Origin of the sequence: Enterococcus sp. DIV0436a (assembly GCF_051711605.1) — a bacterium.
GTDB lineage: Bacteria > Bacillota > Bacilli > Lactobacillales > Enterococcaceae > Enterococcus_B > Enterococcus_B faecium.
The window spans coordinates 2,400,922-2,420,957 of sequence record NZ_JBIONA010000001.1 but is presented as its reverse complement, the minus strand read 5'-3'; the positions used below and the strand labels follow the sequence as shown (position 1 = coordinate 2,420,957).

21 protein-coding genes, 1 riboswitch and 1 other annotated feature are annotated in these 20,036 nt (G+C 38.2%); of the genes, 15 read left to right on the top strand and 6 right to left on the bottom strand.

The window, feature by feature from the left end; genetic code table 11:
* Nucleotides 1-308: 308 nt before the first annotated feature.
* Nucleotides 309-355: riboswitch (PreQ1 riboswitch) on the top strand.
* A gap of 12 nt (nt 356-367) precedes the next feature.
* Entirely contained in the window at nt 368-871 is a 504-nt protein-coding gene (locus IGL15_RS11960; protein ID WP_010829737.1) for a QueT transporter family protein, read from the top strand.
* Nucleotides 872-926: 55 nt separating this feature from the next.
* On the opposite strand, the gene cbpA is transcribed toward IGL15_RS11960, so the two are convergent.
* On the bottom strand, nt 927-1,571 hold the full coding sequence (gene cbpA, locus IGL15_RS11955; protein ID WP_002294577.1) for a cyclic di-AMP binding protein CbpA: 645 nt from the start codon (nt 1,569-1,571) through the stop codon (nt 927-929).
* A 161-nt stretch (nt 1,572-1,732) separates the two neighbouring features.
* On the opposite strand from cbpA, the gene rpmG reads away from it, so the two are divergent.
* From rpmG to IGL15_RS11930, 5 genes are all read left to right on the top strand, one after another.
* Nucleotides 1,733-1,885, top strand: coding sequence for a 50S ribosomal protein L33 (gene rpmG, locus IGL15_RS11950; RefSeq protein WP_010727345.1), 153 nt, complete (start codon nt 1,733-1,735; stop codon nt 1,883-1,885).
* A gap of 23 nt (nt 1,886-1,908) precedes the next feature.
* The gene (secE, locus tag IGL15_RS11945; protein ID WP_002294579.1) at nt 1,909-2,079 is read left to right on the top strand and encodes a preprotein translocase subunit SecE; all 171 of its coding nucleotides are present in this window, start codon (nt 1,909-1,911) and stop codon (nt 2,077-2,079) included.
* Between the two features lie 100 nt (nt 2,080-2,179).
* Nucleotides 2,180-2,725 carry a transcription termination/antitermination protein NusG gene (gene nusG / locus IGL15_RS11940; protein WP_002294580.1) on the top strand — a complete coding sequence of 182 codons (546 nt, stop codon included), beginning with the start codon at nt 2,180-2,182 and terminating at the stop codon, nt 2,723-2,725.
* A gap of 76 nt (nt 2,726-2,801) precedes the next feature.
* Nucleotides 2,802-3,689 (top strand): alpha/beta fold hydrolase, encoded by an 888-nt coding sequence (locus IGL15_RS11935; RefSeq protein WP_010829736.1) that lies wholly within the window; start codon nt 2,802-2,804, stop codon nt 3,687-3,689.
* A 91-nt stretch (nt 3,690-3,780) separates the two neighbouring features.
* Nucleotides 3,781-4,881 carry a lactate oxidase gene (locus IGL15_RS11930; RefSeq protein ID WP_104765621.1) on the top strand — a complete coding sequence of 367 codons (1,101 nt, stop codon included), beginning with the start codon at nt 3,781-3,783 and terminating at the stop codon, nt 4,879-4,881.
* 90 nt (nt 4,882-4,971) lie between these two features.
* Here the strand turns inward: IGL15_RS11930 and sdaAA are convergent, their stop codons facing one another.
* Nucleotides 4,972-5,844: an L-serine ammonia-lyase, iron-sulfur-dependent, subunit alpha gene (gene sdaAA / locus IGL15_RS11925; protein ID WP_002294584.1), complete on the bottom strand. Its 873-nt coding sequence runs from the start codon at nt 5,842-5,844 to the stop codon at nt 4,972-4,974.
* A gap of 12 nt (nt 5,845-5,856) precedes the next feature.
* Nucleotides 5,857-6,525 carry an L-serine ammonia-lyase, iron-sulfur-dependent subunit beta gene (gene sdaAB, locus IGL15_RS11920; RefSeq protein WP_002307114.1) on the bottom strand — a complete coding sequence of 223 codons (669 nt, stop codon included), beginning with the start codon at nt 6,523-6,525 and terminating at the stop codon, nt 5,857-5,859.
* A gap of 342 nt (nt 6,526-6,867) precedes the next feature.
* On the opposite strand from sdaAB, the gene rplK reads away from it, so the two are divergent.
* The 6 genes from rplK (at nt 6,868) to IGL15_RS11890 (ending at nt 11,496) form a co-directional block, all read left to right on the top strand.
* Complete coding sequence (gene rplK / locus IGL15_RS11915) at nt 6,868-7,290, top strand: 50S ribosomal protein L11 (RefSeq protein ID WP_002291638.1); 423 nt, start codon at nt 6,868-6,870, stop codon at nt 7,288-7,290.
* Nucleotides 7,291-7,393: 103 nt separating this feature from the next.
* Nucleotides 7,394-8,083: a 50S ribosomal protein L1 gene (rplA, locus tag IGL15_RS11910; RefSeq protein ID WP_002294587.1), complete on the top strand. Its 690-nt coding sequence runs from the start codon at nt 7,394-7,396 to the stop codon at nt 8,081-8,083.
* Between the two features lie 78 nt (nt 8,084-8,161).
* Nucleotides 8,162-8,289 (top strand) — a sequence feature (ribosomal protein L10 leader region).
* Between the two features lie 203 nt (nt 8,290-8,492).
* A complete protein-coding gene (rplJ, locus tag IGL15_RS11905; RefSeq protein WP_002291634.1) occupies nt 8,493-8,996 on the top strand; it encodes a 50S ribosomal protein L10 in 504 nt (167 codons plus the stop codon).
* Between the two features lie 52 nt (nt 8,997-9,048).
* A complete protein-coding gene (rplL, locus tag IGL15_RS11900) occupies nt 9,049-9,417 on the top strand; it encodes a 50S ribosomal protein L7/L12 (protein WP_002294588.1) in 369 nt (122 codons plus the stop codon).
* A gap of 105 nt (nt 9,418-9,522) precedes the next feature.
* Entirely contained in the window at nt 9,523-10,212 is a 690-nt protein-coding gene (locus IGL15_RS11895) for a TVP38/TMEM64 family protein (RefSeq protein ID WP_002301342.1), read from the top strand.
* Nucleotides 10,213-10,293: 81 nt separating this feature from the next.
* Nucleotides 10,294-11,496, top strand: a complete 1,203-nt coding sequence (locus IGL15_RS11890) for an MFS transporter (protein ID WP_002301341.1) — start codon at nt 10,294-10,296, stop codon at nt 11,494-11,496.
* Nucleotides 11,497-11,686: 190 nt separating this feature from the next.
* On the opposite strand, the gene IGL15_RS11885 is transcribed toward IGL15_RS11890, so the two are convergent.
* Nucleotides 11,687-13,219, bottom strand: a complete 1,533-nt coding sequence (locus IGL15_RS11885; protein ID WP_104765622.1) for an ABC-F family ATP-binding cassette domain-containing protein — start codon at nt 13,217-13,219, stop codon at nt 11,687-11,689.
* Nucleotides 13,220-13,452: 233 nt separating this feature from the next.
* On the opposite strand from IGL15_RS11885, the gene nagB reads away from it, so the two are divergent.
* The 3 genes from nagB to IGL15_RS11870 all read left to right on the top strand — a co-directional run bounded on the left by nagB (nt 13,453) and on the right by IGL15_RS11870 (nt 16,691).
* Nucleotides 13,453-14,154: a glucosamine-6-phosphate deaminase gene (nagB, locus tag IGL15_RS11880; RefSeq protein WP_002287787.1), complete on the top strand. Its 702-nt coding sequence runs from the start codon at nt 13,453-13,455 to the stop codon at nt 14,152-14,154.
* Nucleotides 14,155-14,529: 375 nt separating this feature from the next.
* Nucleotides 14,530-15,243, top strand: a complete 714-nt coding sequence (locus IGL15_RS11875; protein WP_002287788.1) for an MgtC/SapB family protein — start codon at nt 14,530-14,532, stop codon at nt 15,241-15,243.
* Between the two features lie 308 nt (nt 15,244-15,551).
* Nucleotides 15,552-16,691, top strand: coding sequence for an AI-2E family transporter (locus IGL15_RS11870; RefSeq protein WP_002298514.1), 1,140 nt, complete (start codon nt 15,552-15,554; stop codon nt 16,689-16,691).
* Between the two features lie 88 nt (nt 16,692-16,779).
* Here the strand turns inward: IGL15_RS11870 and nrdF are convergent, their stop codons facing one another.
* Nucleotides 16,780-17,745: a class 1b ribonucleoside-diphosphate reductase subunit beta gene (nrdF, locus tag IGL15_RS11865; protein ID WP_002287792.1), complete on the bottom strand. Its 966-nt coding sequence runs from the start codon at nt 17,743-17,745 to the stop codon at nt 16,780-16,782.
* A 49-nt stretch (nt 17,746-17,794) separates the two neighbouring features.
* On the bottom strand, nt 17,795-19,954 hold the full coding sequence (nrdE, locus tag IGL15_RS11860; RefSeq protein WP_002287793.1) for a class 1b ribonucleoside-diphosphate reductase subunit alpha: 2,160 nt from the start codon (nt 19,952-19,954) through the stop codon (nt 17,795-17,797).
* Between the last annotated feature and the right edge of the window lie 82 nt (nt 19,955-20,036).

Sequence of the window (20,036 nt, the reverse complement as noted above, 5' to 3'; positions counted from 1 at the left end):
GTAAGGAGAAGTTCCAAGGTTCGGCATGTCCACTTAGATCTTCAGCTGCTTGCTAGACCGTTCTCTAGTAAGAGGTTGCTCAAATTCCCACATCCTTTTTTATTTATTTAAGTTTCACAACAATTCTGTTCTTGCAGATCCTACTTCGTCTGCTTTACTGGGAATTCTTATGACCCCTTACACTTACTTTATACCATATCCCACGATTTTTAGCAAACGTTTACATTATTTAAGCTTTTGCTTTTTTAAAAGCAGATAAGACGGATTGAAATAAATGAAAAGTCTGTTATAATTATTGTTTGTTTCACATAACCGCGGTTCATCAACCATCCCGCGTTAAAAAAACTAGGAGAAAAGAGGAGAGAAAATGCAAAAAACGAAAAGCAGACAACGGTTATCCGTAATCGTTGTAAATGGCATCATCATGGCTCTTTATCTAGCGTTAACTATTTTAGTTGCGCCTGTATCCTCAGGGCCGATCCAGTTTCGTATTTCAGAAAGTTTGAATCATTTAGTTGTCTTTAACCGTAAATTGCTTGGGGGAGTTTTAGGCGGGGTCATCGTCTATAATGCCTTCTTTGGTTTTGGTATCATGGATGTGGTTTTTGGTGGCGGCCAAACATTGCTTTCTTTAGGCCTGACAGCTTTATTGCAAAACAAAGTGAAAAATGTAAAGATGCGTTTAGTATTGAACACGATCTTCTTTACCATCAGCATGGGACTGATTGCTTATATGTTAGTTCCAACAGGTGGCCAAGCATTTTGGACAACCTATGGCACGCTTGCATTAAGTGAGTTTATCGTCATGGCTGTTTCAGCACCATTGATGTATTATTTAGATCGCGCGCTTGATTTTGAAAAGCGTGTCTAATTATAAAAAGCGAAAAAAGAAAGCAGATTAGCTGTTTTCTTTTTTCGCTTTTTGATTATGCTTCTTGGTTTTGCAAATTTTCAATTTCTACCACTTTATAATTCTTTTTCTCTAAGTGGTTGACGATCGTTTCACATACTTTCGCTTCAGTGTTAGCCGGTAGCGTGATCAATGTACGTCGAATGTATTCGTCTTTTTCGATATCAAGAGTAATACAGCTGGCAATGCTGCTGTGTTTTGAAATGATTTTTGCAATAGCAGCCAAATCTCCTTGCTTTCCTGTGGAAGCAATTGTCAGTACATAGCTTCCTTGTTCTACGCTCCAAGATTGAGAGAGCATATTAAGCAACGTACTATGTGTCAAAATACCATAAAAATGATTTTCACTGTCAAGGACAGCAATATAAGGAAGCTCTTTGATCGTAAAGAATACTTTGAAGAAAGAAGTATCCAGGTAAATGAACTTTGTAGCGTTTTTCAAAAGATGAGTGACAGGAAGCGTCATATCACCGCCATTTGCTTTATGACGATAGATATGCATTTTGTAAATGTTTCCACGGAAAATATTACCTGAAGAATCTAAGATCGGCACACAACGGTATCCGGAAGTTTCTAAAATTTTTAATGCTTCTTCTAATGTACTAGTCTCTGTAACGGTTGTCAGATCTTTTTTCTTATATACAAGTGTTTTTAATAGCATCGCTATACCTCCAATTGTCTCATTTTAGCTTAATTTCAAATTAATCATATCATAATTTTATCCAAAACAATAGATAGTTTATTTCACAAATTGACAAGTAAAAAGTTACGTGATACTGTTATGAAGTATAAGTCTGATTCTCAGCAAGGGGGCAGAAGTAAATGGCAAAGAAAAAAGCAGCACTCGCTTGTTCCATTTGTGGGTCTCGCAACTACACAAAATCAGTCAGTGAAGGAAAAAGCGGCGAACGTTTGGAAATCAATAAGTTTTGTAAATATTGTAATCAATATACATTACATAAAGAAACGAAATAAACAGTAGCAAGGGAGGTTGTCTCATGAAATTTCTAAAAAGCGTAAAAGATGAAATCAAACAAGTAACTTGGCCAAGCAGAAAACAACTCCGTAAAGATACGTTAGTAGTCATCGAAACTTCTATTATTTTCGGATTGATGTTTTACGTAATGGATACAGCCATCCAAAGTTTATTTGGCTGGATCTTAAAATAACTCGCTAGCCACAACGTACTTTTAGTGCTATAATGAAGCGAAAGAAAAACTTCGGGTGTACTGAGGTTTTTTTATTTTACAATGAAATGAGGAGCCTTCAATGGAATCTTTTGAAAAAAACTGGTATGTCTTGCATACATATTCAGGATATGAAAACAAAGTAAAAGCAAATATCGAATCTCGTGCGCAAAGTATGAAAATGGCCGACTTTATTTTCCGTGTCGTTGTTCCTGAAGAAAAAGAAACTGAAGTCAAAAATGGGAAAGAAAAAGAAATCGTTCATAAAACATTCCCAGGATACGTACTTGTTGAAATGATCATGACAGACGCTTCATGGTATGTTGTCCGCAACACACCTGGTGTGACAGGATTCGTTGGTTCACACGGAGCCGGAAGCAAACCAGCACCATTACTTCCAGAAGAAGTCAATCATATCTTGCGTTCTATCGGTATGAGCCTGCGACAAAATGATCTAGAAGTAGAAGTTGGCGAAGTCGTGAAAATCATCGAAGGCGCATTTGCTGGATTAGAAGGACAAGTAACAGAAGTTGACGGAGAAAAAGAAAAATTGAAAGTCAACATCGATATGTTTGGACGTGAAACCAGTACAGAACTTGATTTCGATCAAGTAGATAAAATCGATTAATAAAGAGACTTGAAATGTTGATCATATGATTGGCCTTTCAAGTCTTTCTTTTTTCTATATGGAAAGGAAGAGGTGTATGACAGAACCAATCAAAAATTTATGCAAACGTGCAACTGCAGCAGCTTTAGTCCTTATCAGTTTGTTTGCGTTAAGTGGTTGCCAGACGACGAAGATAAATACTACTGAAGTTTCTGATAAAGAAAAAACGGCAGAATCCAGTAAAGTGATAGAAAAAACCACTATTCCAACACTTTTTTTCCACGGCTACAGCGGGACAGAAAATTCCTTTAAAGGGATGTTGCGGCGTTTGGAAAAAAATCAGCAAGCAGTAAAAGAATTGGTTTTAACAGTAGGAACAGATGGACAAATACAAGCAACAGGAGATTTGTCTGGAAAAGCAGACAATCCGATGGTCCAAGTATTGTTTGAAGATAATAAAAATAACGAGTGGAATCAAGCAGAATGGATCAAATCTTGTCTTTTGTATCTGAAAGAAAACTACGGCATAGATAAAGTCAACATAGTGGGGCATTCCATGGGAGGAGTTAGTGCACTACGCTATTTAGGAACGTATGGACAGGATACGTCATTGCCACAAGTTCAGACATTAACAGCAATTGGCGCGCCTTTTAATGATTTTGTCGATGACAGTGCGCAGTCTCTGACAGATGAGTTAGCAAAGGGGCCTGCTGTCGTTTCTAACCGCTATCAAGATTACCAGCAAATGATCGGTAATATTCCTATAACCACTCGATTTTTCTTGATTGCTGGTCAACTAGATGAAACAGACTTGAGTGATGGAACAGTACCGTTAAACAGTGCATTAGCGGTCTATGCGTTGTTGAAGCAACGCGGAAATGAAATAGAGGAAAAAGTAGTGACAGGTGAAAATGCCTCTCATAGTATGCTTCATGAAAACCAAGAAGTAGATCAGCTTGTAAGTCGATTTATTTGGAAAGAATAGCGATAAAAGTATCTGAGAGTAAATGTTTGCTTACTTTTTGTAAGTTTAGTATGATTTATATGTAATCAAGAAGATGAAAGAAGGATCTACTATGACTTATCATACAAGTAATGAAGAACATCCAATCGATATTGTAAACATTGCCTCACTAGAAGGTCGTGTAAAAGAGCGCATGGAAGCAGGAGTTTTTGGCTATATTCGCGGTGGTTCTGAAGATGAGTGGACGATGAAAGAAAATACGACTTCTTTTAATACAAAGAAAATCATGCCACGGATATTACGCGGAATCGACTCAGCCGATTTGCATACATCTGTTTTCGGAATTGAATTAGATACACCGATTATCCAAGCGCCATCAGCGGCCCAAGGATTGGCACATGAAAAAGGGGAAGCTGATACAGCTAAAGGAGTAGCTGCTGCTGGATCAATCTTTTCCATCAGCACTTATGCAAATACGACAATCAAAGACGCAGCCGATGCAGCGCCAGGCGCACCGCAGTTTTTCCAATTATATATGAGTAAAGACGACAGATTCAATGAGTTCATTTTGAACAAAGCAGTAGAAGCAGGGGCTAAAGCTATCATTTTAACGGCAGATTCAACGCTCGGTGGTTACCGTGAAGAAGACGTCATCAATCAATTCCAATTTCCATTACCAATGCCTAACTTAGCTGCGTATAGCGAACAAAGTGCAAGTGGTAATGGCGAAGGAAAAGGAATCGCAGAAATTTATGCAGCTGCAAAACAAGGCTTGACACCAGATGACATCAAAACAATCAAAGAAATCACCCATCTTCCAGTTATCGTAAAAGGAATACAATCGCCAGAAGATGCAGTAATCGCTATCTCTGCAGGGGCAGATGGTATCTGGGTATCCAATCATGGTGGACGTCAATTAGATGGAGGTCCTGCTTCCTTTGAAGTATTGCCAAAAATTGCCGAAGTAGTCAACAAACGTGTACCAGTGATTTTCGACTCTGGTGTCCGTCGAGGAGAGCATGTCTTCAAAGCTCTGGCAAGTGGTGCTGACTTAGTTGCGATTGGCCGACCAGTGATTTATGGGTTGAATCTAGGTGGGGCAGAAGGAGTAACATCTGTTTTTGAACACCTGAACAAAGAATTGTCGATCACGATGCAACTTGCAGGAACAAAAACGATCGATGAAGTAAAAAATACGAAATTGATGGATTAATAAAAAACGAAGAGAAGGGCAATTAGTCCTCTCTTCGTTTTTTGTTATGAAGATAACTAATCTCTTAATACTCGAAATTAAGGAGCTTTATCACGCCCTCTTATTTAAAATCTCTTCCGCAAGTCGTTTAGCAGTTGGCGTAACAGCTAAGCCACCTTCTGCTGTTTCTTTGAAAATCGACGGCATTTGACGTCCGACTTGGTACATTGCAGCAACGACTTCATCCGGCGGAATGACACTTTCGATACCCGCTAATGCCATATCAGCAGAGATAAAAGCTTGAGAAGAGCCTAAAGCATTACGTTTGACACACGGGACTTCAACTAAGCCTGCAACGGGATCGCAAATCAGTCCCATCATATTTTTCAATGTAATGGCTACTGCTTGTGCTGCTTGATGAGGAGTCCCATTTTTTGCACAAACCAAAGCTGCTGCTGCCATTGCACTTGCAGAACCAACTTCTGCTTGACATCCCCCTTCTGCACCACTGATAGAAGCGTTGTTTGCGATAACTAACCCGAAAGCGCCAGCGGTAAATAAGAATTCCAATTGCTGTTCATGTGTCAAATCAAGCCGATCTCGGACAGCCATCAGCACACCAGGAACAACACCCGCGCTTCCGGCAGTCGGTGTAGCACAAATCAACCCCATTTTTGCATTGACTTCATTAACAGCTACAGCATTGCGTACAGCTTTTAAGATTGTTTCTCCACTTAAAAAGTCTGCCTCATTTAAATAATCATCTAATTTTTTTGCATCACCACCGGTAATTCCTGTGACGGAGGTAACACCTTCTTTTCCCTCGTTGATTGATTGTTCCATTACTGAGAGGTTTTTTTCCATAATCTCGATGATGTGACTACGGGAACGGCCACTCATTTCCATTTCAACTGCAATCATCAATTCTGCTACACTTGGATAAGCTTTTGCTTGATCTACTAATTCTTCAATCGATAAAAACATTTTTTTAGCTCCTTAATCGAAATAATTTACGCTGTCGATATTTGGCAGCTGTTTGAGTCTTTTTACCGTTTCTTCAACTTGAGGATTATCTACTTCAATGATCATGATGGCACTTTCGCCTTTTGATTCCCGTGTCACTGTCATAGTACCGATATTTGTATTGGTCTCAGAAAGTATACTAGTCACTTTAGCAATCATACCTGGAACATCTTGGTGGACAACGATCAAGGTAGGAGTACCCATGCTTAAAGAAATTTTGAATCCATTCAATTCAGAAATCTGGATATTGCCACCGCCGATCGAAATGCCGGTGACTGAAAGCTTTCGTGTTCCTTTTTTTAGAAGCATCTTTACAGAGTTTGGATGTTCGGCTTTTTCACTCTTAGGAACAAACAAGACTTCCATACCGGCTTCATATGCCAATTTCAAAGAATCAGCTAAACGTTCATCATCGGGTTCCATCCCTAACAGACCGCCAACTAATGCAATATCTGTTCCGTGCCCCCGATAGGTTTTTGCAAATGATTCATATAGATAAATATCTACAGAATCAGGTTGTTCGCCAAATATACTACGTATGATTTTCCCGATTCTAGCAGCTCCGGCAGTGTGAGAGCTACTTGGACCAATCATCACAGGTCCAATAATATCAAAGACACTTCTATACCTTAAATCTTTCATTTTCTCCACCTCATTTTGTTATGTAGGAATCTTTGTACAAGGGTCTAAAAAACCGTGTTATTGTTTGCTTTCATCTGTTGAACCATGCTAGCGCAAGTGTAACATAAAAGAAGAAATGGGAACGAAAAATTGTTGTTTTTTTAGAATAAATTTAGCGTTTATTCAAGCAAAATGTAAAAATAGCAGAAAAAAATCTTGAAAAAACAAATAAATTTGCTATACTGTACCAGTGTGCATTGTTTTGCACATTATTTGTCTGGATTTTTTCAGATCAGATAAAACGTGGGAGGAGAAATATGCATCTCCAATTAACCACATCACGGACTTAAGGAGGTATGTCTCGTGGCAAAGAAAGTAGAAAAAATCGTTAAATTGCAAATTCCTGCAGGTAAAGCAACTCCAGCTCCACCAGTAGGTCCTGCACTAGGTCAAGCGGGTATCAATATCATGGGATTCACAAAAGAATTCAACGCTCGTACAGCTGATCAAGCAGGTTTGATCATTCCGGTTGTTATTTCTGTATACGAAGACCGTTCATTCACATTCGTTACAAAAACACCGCCAGCTGCTGTTCTATTGAAAAAAGCAGCTAAAATCGAAAAAGGTTCAGGCGAACCAAACAAAAATAAAGTTGCGAAAGTTTCTAGCGATCAAGTAAGAGAAATCGCTGAATTAAAAATGGAAGACCTAAACGCAGCTAACGTTGAAGCAGCAATGCGCATGGTTGAAGGAACTGCACGAAGCATGGGGATCACTGTAGAATAATCTATACACCCTAAGACAGCAGCTTCTCAGTTGGCTCTATATTGAAAGATATAGAACACGTGGGAGGTACAACCGTTATAACCACAATCAAGGAGGAACCAAAATGGCTAAAAAGAGCAAAAAAATGCAAGATGCATTAAAAAAAGTTGATTCAAGTAAAGTTTATCCTGTTGCCGAAGCAGTAGCTTTAGCAAAAGAAACAAACATTGCAAAATTTGATGCAACAGTTGAAGTTGCATACCGTTTGAACGTAGACCCTAAAAAAGCAGACCAACAAATCCGTGGTGCTGTTGTATTACCAAACGGAACTGGTAAAACACAAACTGTTTTAGTTTTTGCTAAAGGAGACAAAGCAAAAGAAGCTGAAGCAGCTGGTGCAGATTTCGTAGGTGACGACGACATGGTTCAAAAAATCCAAAACGGATGGTTTGACTTTGATGTAGTTGTTGCAACACCTGATATGATGGCTACTGTAGGTCGTCTAGGACGAGTATTAGGACCAAAAGGCTTAATGCCAAACCCTAAAACTGGTACAGTTACAATGGACGTAACAAAAGCAGTAAACGAAGTGAAAGCTGGTAAAGTAACTTACCGTGTGGACAAAGCTGGAAATATCCATGTACCAATCGGAAAAGTTTCATTTGACGATGAAAAATTAGTTGAAAACTTTGCAGCAATCCATGATGTATTGCTAAAAGCTAAACCATCAGCAGCTAAAGGTCAATACATGAAAAATGTAACGATCACAACAACATTTGGACCTGGTATCCATGTTGACCAAGCTTCTTTCTAATTAAATATTAGAATGTTGATTGATCCAACTGAAAAATAATTCTTGACTCAACTAGTTTAGCATGCTAAGCTAGTTGAGGTTAATAATTAACTTGTACCGAAGACAGTAGGTGGCATCAAGCCTTAATTTCCTACCGAGGACGTTTATTGAATATATTCAATAGTCCCTCTATGTCTGCGGTGGCATAGAGTTTTTTATTGTGAATCACTATGAACGAAGTGAAGAGATGATGAACAATACTGGTTGAGCAAAGCGAAAGGAGTTTCCTTTCGAGCAAAGCGAGTAGAATCACTATGAACGAAGTGAATAGGTGATGAACAATACTGGTTGAGCAAAGTAACTATAAAAGTGACTTGCCTTTTCAGTGCAAAAAACTCTTCCATCAAAATTCAGGAGGTGAAACTCAAAAATGAGTGAAGCAATTATCGCAAAAAAAGCAGCAATCGTTGATGAAGTAAGCGAAAAATTTACAGCAGCTGCATCAGTAGTAGTCGTTGACTACCGCGGATTAACAGTTGATGAAGTAACACGTTTACGTAAACAACTTCGTGATGCTAACGTAGAAATGAAAGTTATCAAAAATTCTATTCTTTCACGTGCAGCTAAAAAAGCTGGCCTTGAAGGCATGGACGAAGTATTCACTGGACCTACAGCTGTTGCATTCAGTAACGAAGATGTAGTCGCACCAGCGAAAATCATGGACGAATTTGCTAAAGAAGCAAAAGCATTAGAAATCAAAGGCGGTATCATCGAAGGTAAAGTCTCTTCATTGGAAGAAATCACAGCATTGGCAAAATTGCCAAATCGCGAAGGACTTCTATCTATGTTGCTATCTGTACTACAAGCGCCAGTCCGCAACGTGGCTTACGCTGTCAAAGCAGTGGCAGACAAAGAAGATGGAGATGCAGCTTAATTGCCGCATAAAGCATTAAATAAAAAAGAACAATTAAACGGAGGAAATTATAATGGCATTGAACATTGAAAACATCGTTGCTGAGTTAAAAGAAGCAACTATCCTAGAACTTAACGACCTAGTTAAAGCTATTGAAGAAGAATTTGGCGTATCTGCTGCTGCTCCTGTAGCTGTAGCTGCTGCTGGTGGCGCTGCTGCTGCTGAAGAACAAACAGAATTCACTGTAGAATTAACTGCAGCTGGAGACCAAAAAGTTAAAGTTATCAAAGCAGTTCGTGAAGCAACTGGTTTAGGCTTGAAAGAAGCTAAAGCTGTAGTTGATGGCGCTCCTGCACCAGTTAAAGAAGGCGTATCTAAAGAAGAAGCTGAAGAATTGAAAGCTAAACTTGAAGAAGTTGGCGCATCTGTAACTGTTAAATAATTTTTACTATTTAAAAGCACTGAGATCCTATGTTGGATTTCGGTGCTTTTTTGTTTTTATGTTAAACTATTATTTAATGAATATAGATTTTTTTCAGGAGGAAATATGAAAAAGAAAATAATCCGATTGATGTTGATCACGTTGGGAATCATTCTGATACTGGTAGTGGGCTATCGGTTGTATTTAGAATATCAGACAGACATCCAATTATTTTTAAATCCGAGAGCAAGTAAGGCAGAGCTACTCGCACATATTCGTTCGCATGGGACTTTTGCATCGATACTCTTGATCGTATTGACAGCGGTGATGTGTGCTGTTCCAGGTATTCCTACTTCAGTAGTTGGAGTCATCGCTGGTTTGAGCTTTGGTCCGTTTATTGGGGCAGGTATCAATGTTTTAGGGAATGCTTTGGGCAATATCTCCGCTGTGTTTTTGATGCACCGATTGAAATTTTTAGATAAGAAAACCGAAACGAATCATTGGGTGCAATCTATTCGGCAAATGAAACATCCAAAAATAGGCGTAATGTTAGGTTACATGATACCGGTGATCCCATCTTCTATGGTCAATTTTGCTGCAGATGCGATGAAATTGCCTCTACAGCAAATCATATTGTCGATCGTGATTGGAGTCATCCCTTCGTCTGTGTTGTATGCGTGTGGTGGAGAAGCTCTGTTTCATGGATATAATAAAACTGCAGTTATGTTGGTTGCAAGTGTTACTGTACTAGTAGGGTTAGTTGTCTTTATTTATAAAGATCGCAAGAAAAAACAAGGAAAACAAAAGCACAAATAATAAGTGTGGCGAATAGTTGTATTTTTCTATTTCCAATCTTTTCCATAAGTTGTAAACTAAGATAGGAAATGGGGGAAATCAATGAAGAGTAATGAAAAAACACCTTTAACAACTTCGCTTATTTTACTATTATCAATCACTTGTGGCGTTGTTGTTGCCAATATGTATTATATCCAGCCGATTGGAACGAAAGTAGCAGCAAGCTTATCTGTTAGCACAAGTGCAGTCGGGATATTGACGATGTTGACCCAATTAGGCTATGCGTTAGGGTTACTGTTTTTAGTTCCTTTAGGGGACGTGGTGGATCGTCCAAAATTGATCATTCGAATGGCAGCGTTATCTGCCGTCTCTCTGTTGGCCGCTTTTTTTGCGCCTTCGTTTACGTTATTTGCATGCGCTTCTTTCTTGATTGGGTTACTTTCAATCGTACCACAGATCATCATTCCTTATGGTGCGGTATTAGCGGGACCAAAAGCAAGAGGGAAGGTCATGGGTACATTGCTTAGCGGTTTACTCGTGGGGATTTTGCTTTCTCGCACGGTATCTGGCATTGTTGCAAGTCTTTTTTCTTGGCGGATGATCTATTTATTTGCTTTATGTGCAGTCGGAATTCTTACACTTCTGCTTTACTGGAAAATGCCGCGTTCTGTCCAGCAAAGTAGTACAGCTGTTTCATACCTTGATTCACTTAAAAGTTTGCCGCATTTAGTTGCTTCTCAACGTCTATTAAGAGAAGCGGCAGTCAGTGGATTTTTCATGTTTGGAACATTTTCTATCTTTTGGTCTACGTTGATTTTTTATATCAGCAGTCCCGCCTACAATTGGGGAACATTCGAAGCAGGGATATTAGCGATTTTTGGTTTGTCTGGAGCAGTTGCTGCACCTATCGTGGGACGACTGGCAGATTCTTATTCTGAAAGAAAAATCGTGTATATGGGACTTGTTATGCAAACAATAAGCTTTATTGCTTTATTGGTTGGCGGAAGCCATTTGGCCATTTTGCTTTTAGCTATTATTTTATTAGACGTCGGGAATCAATTTGGTCAAGTCGCCAATCAAACACGAGTACAAGGGCTAGGTGAAGCAGCAAGCAACCGAAATAATACTGTATTTATGTTTATGTACTTTATTGGAGGTGCGGCTGGTTCATTGCTAGGGACGACAATGTGGCAGCAGTATGGCTGGTTAGGTGTAACGGTTAGCGGGCTTGTTTTTCAAGGATGTGCGTTCTTCTTTCAAACAGTTGTTTTTAAAGGAAAGAGAAATCTCGAAAATAAAAAATAGACGAAAAGAGGTTGTGAAAAGCTGTTCTGCATCAAGTAATAAGAATAGCCAAATAAAAATAGCTCCTCATATTTTGCCGTTTTTTGAGCTAATACCGAAGGTCAGCTAATTGGCCACCATTTATTCAGAAGAAGGAGTTGTGACAAAACTTTTGTCACAGCTCCTTTTTTTCAACTATTCAATCAAACGTTTATTTTGGTTCAATCTCAATGACTCGTTGCACAAGATCTTGATAAAATTCTTGTTCATGAGAGACGATGATTACTGTTCCTGGAAATTTCTGTATCCCGTCTTGTAAGCTTTCTTTCGTTTCTTGATCGATATGGTTCGTCGGTTCATCGAGAATCAGTAAATTACCTTGGTTCATTGTCAACTGTGCAAGTTTTACCTTAGTTTGTTCCCCACCACTTAATGTAGTGAGAGGTTCACTTGCTAATTGATTAACTAACCCTGCTTTAGCTAGTTGGCGACGTAATTCTTTGATAGTCGCTTTTGGAAATTGACTGCTTAAATATTGTAGTGGTGTTTCTAATGGATTTTCCCAGTACAGATCTTGTGAAAAGTAATTGATTTTTGTGTTATCTGGGAAGTGGAAATCGCCACTTATTTTTTCAATCTCACCGATCAGTGTTTTTAATAAAGTAGATTTTCCAATCCCGTTGAAGCCTCGAATGGCAATATTTTCACCAAAGCGGATGGTCAAATTGATGGGTGCAAGTAGCGGTCGATCATATCCGATGACTAAATCAGTTGTTTCCACTGCTAATGTCGTGACAATAGGCGAGAATGGAAAATCAAAGACAGCTTTACTTGCTGAAGCTGGAGGCGTCAGCCGTTCGATTTTATCTAATTGTTTTTGTCGGCTTTTAGCCATCGTTGATCGGGAACCGGCTTTGTATTTTCGAATATAAGCTTCGGTCTTTTCGATTTGTTTTTGTTGAGCATGATATTGGCGCAAATAGCTTTCGCGATTTTGTTCCTTTTGTTTCAATGCTTGTTTTAGATGGCCAGTATACTTAGTAATCTTTCCAAACTCGATGTCTGCGATATGGGTGGTGATCTGATCAAGAAATTCTTGGTCATGGGAAATCACGATATACGCACCGTCAAAATCCTGAAGAAACTGCGTCAGCCATTGGATATGCTGATCATCTAAGTGATTGGTTGGTTCATCTAAGATCAGAACATCTGGGTTTTCTAAAAGTAGTTTTGCTAAAATCACCTTTGAACGTTGTCCACCACTTAGATTTTTCAACAGTGAATCTAAACCTAAGACATCGATCCCCAACCCGCTGCTCATCTCAGCAACTAAGGTGTCGATTTGATAAAACACTCCTTGGTCTAATTCCGTTTGGAGTTTCCCAGCTTTTTCCAGCAAAGAATCATCGAAGGTCTCGCTATATGTTTGGTAAAGAAAAGCAATTTTTTCTTCCTTTTCGTATTCTTTTGCGTACGCAGTTTTTAGAAATTCTTCGATTGTTAATGTTTCATCGACTTTCACATATTGATCGAGGTAACCTTTGTGAATATTTTTTTGCCAATGGATCTGTCCGTCATCTGGTAAGATCTCACCAGTGATGATTTTAATCAATGTACTTTTACCGGCTCCGTTTTGTCCAATCAGCCCAAGATGTTCGCCAGCATTTAATTGCAGATCGACACCTTCATAGAGGATTTTGTCGCCAAATTGCTGGGTAATGCTGTTTAATGTCAGTATACTCATAATAACTCCTTTTTCATAAAAAAACTGCAGACATAAAGCGTCCACAGTGAATCACTTGCTTGGTTTTCATGCAACATGGATTGTTTGATTGAACCATCTTATGAAACCTAACACGGATTCCTATTTATTGTCAAGAAAATGAAAAAAATTCAATTTGGTCTATACTAATTATTGTAAAAAGAAAAAAAGAATGCTATAATTGGGCTATACCAAAATACAAAGGAGCAATCACTATGGAAATCATTCGTGTAAAAAACGCTGAAGAAGGCGGAAAAAAAGCATTTGAAATCATCAAAGAAGGTATGAACAAAGGTGCAAAAGTATTAGGATTGGCAACAGGAAGCACACCAGTTACTTTATATAAAGAAATGACTTCAAGCGATTTGGATTTCAGTGAAATGACTTCTGTAAACTTAGATGAGTACGTTGGACTAGGCGGTTCAGATGAACAAAGCTACCGTCATTTCATGGATGTCCAATTATTTGATAAAAAACCATTCAAAGAAACGTTTGTACCAGATGGAAAAGCAGAAGATCTGGAAGCAGCATGCAAAAAGTATGATCAAATCATCGATGCACATCCAATCGATATCCAAATCTTAGGAATCGGGCAAAATGGACATATCGGTTTCAATGAACCTGGTGCTTCATTTGACGGAACGACTTCAGTAGTTGACTTAACAGAATCAACAATCAATGCAAACAAACGATTCTTCGATAAAGCAGAAGATGTACCAACAAAAGCTGTTTCAATGGGAATCGGTTCAATTATGAAAAGTAAAGAAATCGTCTTGATGGCATTTGGCGAAAGCAAAGCTGATGCAATCAAAGGGATGATTGAAGGACCTGTAACGAATCATTTACCAGCAAGTGTATTGCAAAACCACGACAATGTTGTTGTGATCATCGATGAAGAAGCAGCAAGTAAGTTGTAATTTTCAATAGTAGGCTAAAGAGGTTGTGAAATCAGCGTTTTGACCTGAGTATTAGAGAAGACAAAGGAAAAATAGCTCCCCATATTTTGCCGTTTGTTGAGCTAATACCGAAGGTCAGCTGATTGAACACCGTTTAGTAGAGAGGTTGTGAAATCAGCGTTTTGACCTGAGTATTAGAGAAGACAAAGGAAAAATAGCTCCCCATATTTTGCCGTTTGTTGAGTAATACCGAGGGTCAGCTGATTGAACACCGTTTATTCATAAAAAGGACTATGACAAAAATTTTGTCATAGTCCTTTTTTCGTAAGAGGTAAAAATTGCACTTTTTTTGTCTGCTCCTTTCAGACATGATATATTGGACTGGAGGGTGTTTAGATGAATGATATGGTATTGACAATTCCAGAGATTATTTTACGTTTAGGGATCGCTATGCTATTTGGTGGAGCAATCGGTTTTGAACGACAATATAAAAATCGTCCAGCAGGTATGCGTACGCATATTTTAGTTTGTATGGGAGCATGTATCATTGCATTGATCCAAGTTGAGATCGCTAGTGGTGCATTAAGAGATGCTTTAGAGTATCCACAGCTTGCTGGAACGATTCGTTCAGATGAAGCAAGGCTGATTGCTCAAGTGGTGAGTGGTGTCGGTTTCTTAGGCGCGGGAACGATCATCGTCACGAAACAATCGGTGACGGGACTTACGACTGCCGCTTCTTTATGGGCTATTGCTGGATTAGGGATCGCCATCGGCATGGGTTACTATTCCATTGCGATCATCAGTTTTATCGGGATTGCTATTGCACTCACAGTAGTGAAACGCGTGATCCATGTACCTACGACTAAAAAGTTAGAAATCCAATTTATCCATAGAAAAGAAACCAAAGATTTTCTTACCGATTATTTTGAAGAGAAAAATATCGTAATCGAAGATGTGAATTTTGATGTAAAATTCGTTGATGACTACCGAGTGTACAAAAATATCTATACGATTGATCTTCCAAAAGGGCTCACTTATGCCGATGTGATCGAGGAGTTGTCCGTACACAAAAATATCACAAAGTTGCATTTAGTCAGTATTGCGCAATAAATGATCTGAGGTTGTAAAATAGATGTCCTACATCAAGTAATAAGCCCAGCCAAATAAAAATAGTTCCTTATATTTTTCGTTTGGCTGGGCTTATTACGAAGATGCAAGCTTTTGAACACCGTTTATTTGGAAAAAGGGACTGCAGTATAATTTTTGTCACTACTCCAAACCGTGTTTTTGTTTAAGTACTCGTCTACTCATTAAAATATGTTTATTTTTTTTGTTTTTTTTAAGCAAATGAAAATCTCAGCGCGTAACTCTTTGTTAAATGATAGAATAGAAGTATCAAAGGACCTTGGAGGAGATGTATGCAATCACGTTTTAAACAATCAAAACTATTTTTCTGGACAGTGGAGCTAGTACTCACGATCATCGGCGTGTACTTTATTTTACAAATGCCGAATATTTTTAGTCCAATATTGAAAATGCTTTCGGCTATTTTTTTACCATTGCTTGTTGCTGGTTTTATCTATTATATGTTCGATCCAATCGTTGTTTTTCTCGAAAAGCATCGGATCCCGAGAGTGTTCGGTTTTTTATTGACGTTTTTGGTCGTAATCATTTTAGTTGTTTTAACTGTCATGAATGTAGTGCCTCAGTTAATGGAACAGACAATTCAATTGACCCAGAGCTTGCCAACGTATGCAGATGAAACAAGCAAATGGTTAAATGAATTGGCGCAGCGGGAAGAGTTTAAAAATTTCAATTTGGAAGAACAATTAGCATCAGCAAATTTATCTCTTAGTAATTTGTTCAATATCATATTAGTCAGTTTATCTGCAAGTGTCTCAAAAATCATTTCATTTATGATGCAATTTTTTATTTTGTTATTTACCGTTCCATTTATTTTGCTATTTATGTTCAAGGATGGGCACAAATTTATTGATGCGTTGTCTCACTTCTTTCCGAAAGCGATTCGTAAAGAGTTACGCCAAACGGTAAAAGAATTAAACGAAACATTATCTGCCTATATCAGCAGTACGATCTTAGATGCTTTGATTATTGGTGTAATGAGCTTTTTGGCAATGAGAATATTCGATCAGCCTTATAGCTTGTTGCTTGCGGTCATTTGCGGAATCACGAATATTATCCCGTATGTCGGCCCTTTTATTGGAGCGGTACCAGCAATCATTGTCGGTTTGTTTATCTCTCCATTTCAAGCTTTGTATATGGCGTTGTCGATTTTAGTGATCCAACAATTAGATGGAAATTTGATCAAGCCGTTGTTATTTGGGAAATCAATGAATATCCATCCTTTGACGATCATCTTGGTATTGATTGGAGCAGGAAGTGTCGCAGGAATATTAGGCATGCTGATTTGCATACCTGTCTATGCAGTGATTAAGACGATAATATTAAATATCCGGAAAATCTATTTATTGAGAAGAATGGAACATGTTTCGGAAAAGTTAGACAGTCCAAAAGTGCTGGAAGAAACAAGTGAATAAGCATAAAAAAGAGTTCAGTGTACATTTAAAATATCTGTACGCTAAACTCTTTTTATTTTTCGAAAAATTTTTGAATTAAAATAAATCCTTATTCCAATCCAATCAAATAATCGTCGTCTTTCATCGCTTCTACATGACCTAACAAATAGCCGTTTCCGACTTGTGAGAAGAAGTCATGGTTGCTTGTGCCTGTTGAAATCCCGTTCATTACGATTGGGTTGACATCATTGGCAGTATCTGGAAAGAGTGGATCCATCCCTAAGTTCATCAATGCTTTGTTGGCATTATAGCGTAGGAATGTCTTGACTTCTTCTGTCCAGCCGATTGGATCGTATAATTCTTCTGTATAACGTTCTTCGTTTTCGTAAAGCTCATAAAGAAGATTGTACATCCAGTCTTTTAACGTTTCTTGTTCTGCTTCAGGTAACTCGTTAAATCCTAATTGGAATTTGTAACCGATGTAGGTTCCATGTACAGATTCATCTCGGATGATTAGTTTGATGATCTCTGCTACGTTAGCCAATTTGTTGTTTCCTAAATAATAAAGAGGAGTATAAAAACCTGAATAGAACAAGAATGTTTCTAAAAAGACGCTGGCAATTTTCTTTTCTAGCGGTGTACCGTGTTTGTAGATTTCATTGATACGCTCAGCTTTTTTTTGCAGATAAGGATTCGTATTTGTCCAGTCAAAAATTTCTTCGATTTCTTTTTTCGTATTCAGTGTACTAAAAATAGAAGAATAACTTTTGGCATGAACGGATTCCATGAATTGAATATTGTTCAAAACGGCTTCTTCATGGGGAGTGCGGACATCTTTACGCAACTGATCCATGCCACTTTCAGATTGGACAGTATCTAGCAGTGTCAAACCGCCAAATACATGTCCTACTGTATCTTTTTCCAATTGAGACAATGTACGCCAATCATCTAGGTCATTTGAAAGTGGGATACGTGTATCTAGCCAAAATTGCTCTGTCAGCTTCTCCCAAGTGGATTTATCAATGATATCTTCAATTTCATTCCAGTTTATTGCTTCATAATATGTTTCTGACATGAGAATGCTCCTTTAATTAAAATATGAATAAGCGAATCTATCTATGATATTAGATCACGCAGCTTTCACATTGATTGCTTCCGATTTCTTCTGCATCATCAGTAAAGGTACGTACGTAATAAATGGATTTGATTCCTTTGTGGAAAGCGTAATGTCTTAAAATATTCAAATCACGTGTCGTTTGCTTCGTTGTTGTCTTCCATTCATAAATGCCTTCTGGGATTTCAGAACGCATGAATAAAGTCAAACTCATGCCTTGATCGACGTGTTGTTGTGCCGTTGCATAAACATCGATTACTTTACGCATGTCCATATCATAAGCAGAAGTGTAATACGGAATCGTCTCATTGGATAGATAAGGCGCTGGGTAATAAATTTTACCGATTTTCTTCTCTTGGCGTTCTTCGATCATGCGAGTGATAGGATGAATACTTGCACTCGTATCGTTGATATATGAAATTGAGCCATTTGGTGCTACTGCCAAGCGATTTTGATGATACAGTCCATCTTTCATTACTGCTTGTTTCAAAGCATTCCAATCTTCAGCAGTTGGGATAAAAATGCCTTCAAACAATGCTTTGACTTTTTCTGATTTTGGCTGGAATTCTCCAGTTACGTATTTTTCGAAATAAGTGCCGTCAGCATAAGCTGATTTTTCAAAATTATGGAAAACTTGTTTTCTTTCACGAGCGATATTGTTGCTTTCAACAAGTGTCCAATAATTCAACAGCATGAAGTAAATATTTGTAAAGTCTAATGAATCCTCTGAGCCATATTCCATTTGTTCTTTTGCAAGATAAGTGTGTAAGCCCATGGCACCTAATCCAATCGTATGATTCAGCTTATTTCCGTTTTGGATCGGTGGTACGACATCGATATCAGATGCATCTGTAATAAATGTCAATGCACGAGTCATCGTACGCACAGATTGACCAAAGTTAGGGCTTTGCATCAAATTCACGATATTTGTCGAGCCTAAGTTACATGAGATATCTGTTCCTAATACTTCATATTCCTGTTTGCCGTTAATCACAGAAGGCGTTTGAACTTGTAAAATCTCTGAACATAAATTACTCATGATGATCTTGCCATCGATTGGATTCTCGCGGTTCGCTGTATCAATATTGATTACGTAAGGATAGCCAGATTCTTGTTGTAATTTTGAGATTTCATTTTCAAGATCACGCGCTTTGATTTTTTGTTTGCGAATGTTTGGATTTGCAACTAGATGATCATACTCAGCTGTAATATTTACATAAGAGAATGGGACACCATATTCTTTTTCGACACTATATGGACTAAATAAATACATATCTTCGTTTTTACGTGTCAATTCATAAAATTTATCAGGTACGATCACGCCAAGAGAAAGAGTTTTTACGCGAATCTTTTCATCTGCATTTTCTTTTTTTGCTGAAAGGAAAGCAATAATGTCTGGATGGAAAACGTTCAAATAAACCACGCCAGCTCCTTGACGCTGACCTAATTGATTAGAATAGCTGAAACTATCTTCGAATAATTTCATGACTGGAACGACACCACTTGCAGCACCCTCATATCCTTTGATAGGAGCGCCGGCTTCACGAAGATTTGATAAAGTAATCCCTACGCCGCCACCAATACGGGACAATTGCAAAGCAGAGTTGATTGAGCGCCCGATAGAGTTCATATCGTCAGTGACTTGAGTCAAGAAACAAGACACCAATTCGCCCCGACGTTTACGTCCAGCATTCAAGAAAGAAGGTGTAGCTGGCTGATATCGTTGATGGATCATTTCGTCTGCAAGAGCAAGTGCTAATTCTTCATCCCCGTTCGCAAAGTAAAGCGCATTGAAGGCTACTCGATCTTCATAAGTTTCCAGATAAGCGGAACCGTCGTTGGTTTTCAACGCATATTGAGAATAAAATTTGTAAGCAGCCATAAAAGATTTGAAAGAAAAATGTTGCTCGTCCAAAAATTGATATAGCTTTTCAATAAATGATGGTGAATACAATTGAATGAATTCTGCTTCTATATATTCTTGATCGATCAAGTAATTGATTTTTTCCATAATAGATGGAAAAGTCATCGTATTTGGTTTGACATTTTCCTCAAAAAAGGCAACTAAAGCTTCTTTATCCTTATTCAAAGGGATTTGACCATTGACTGGCCGATTGATTTCATTATTCAGCTTGAAATAACTGACATCTTGTAAATTTTTAAGACTCATACGTACGCCCAACCTTCATTTCGTATTTGATGATGCTTGATTGCAAATCATTGCATTGTTTTTAAGCTTTAAAAAAGGATTT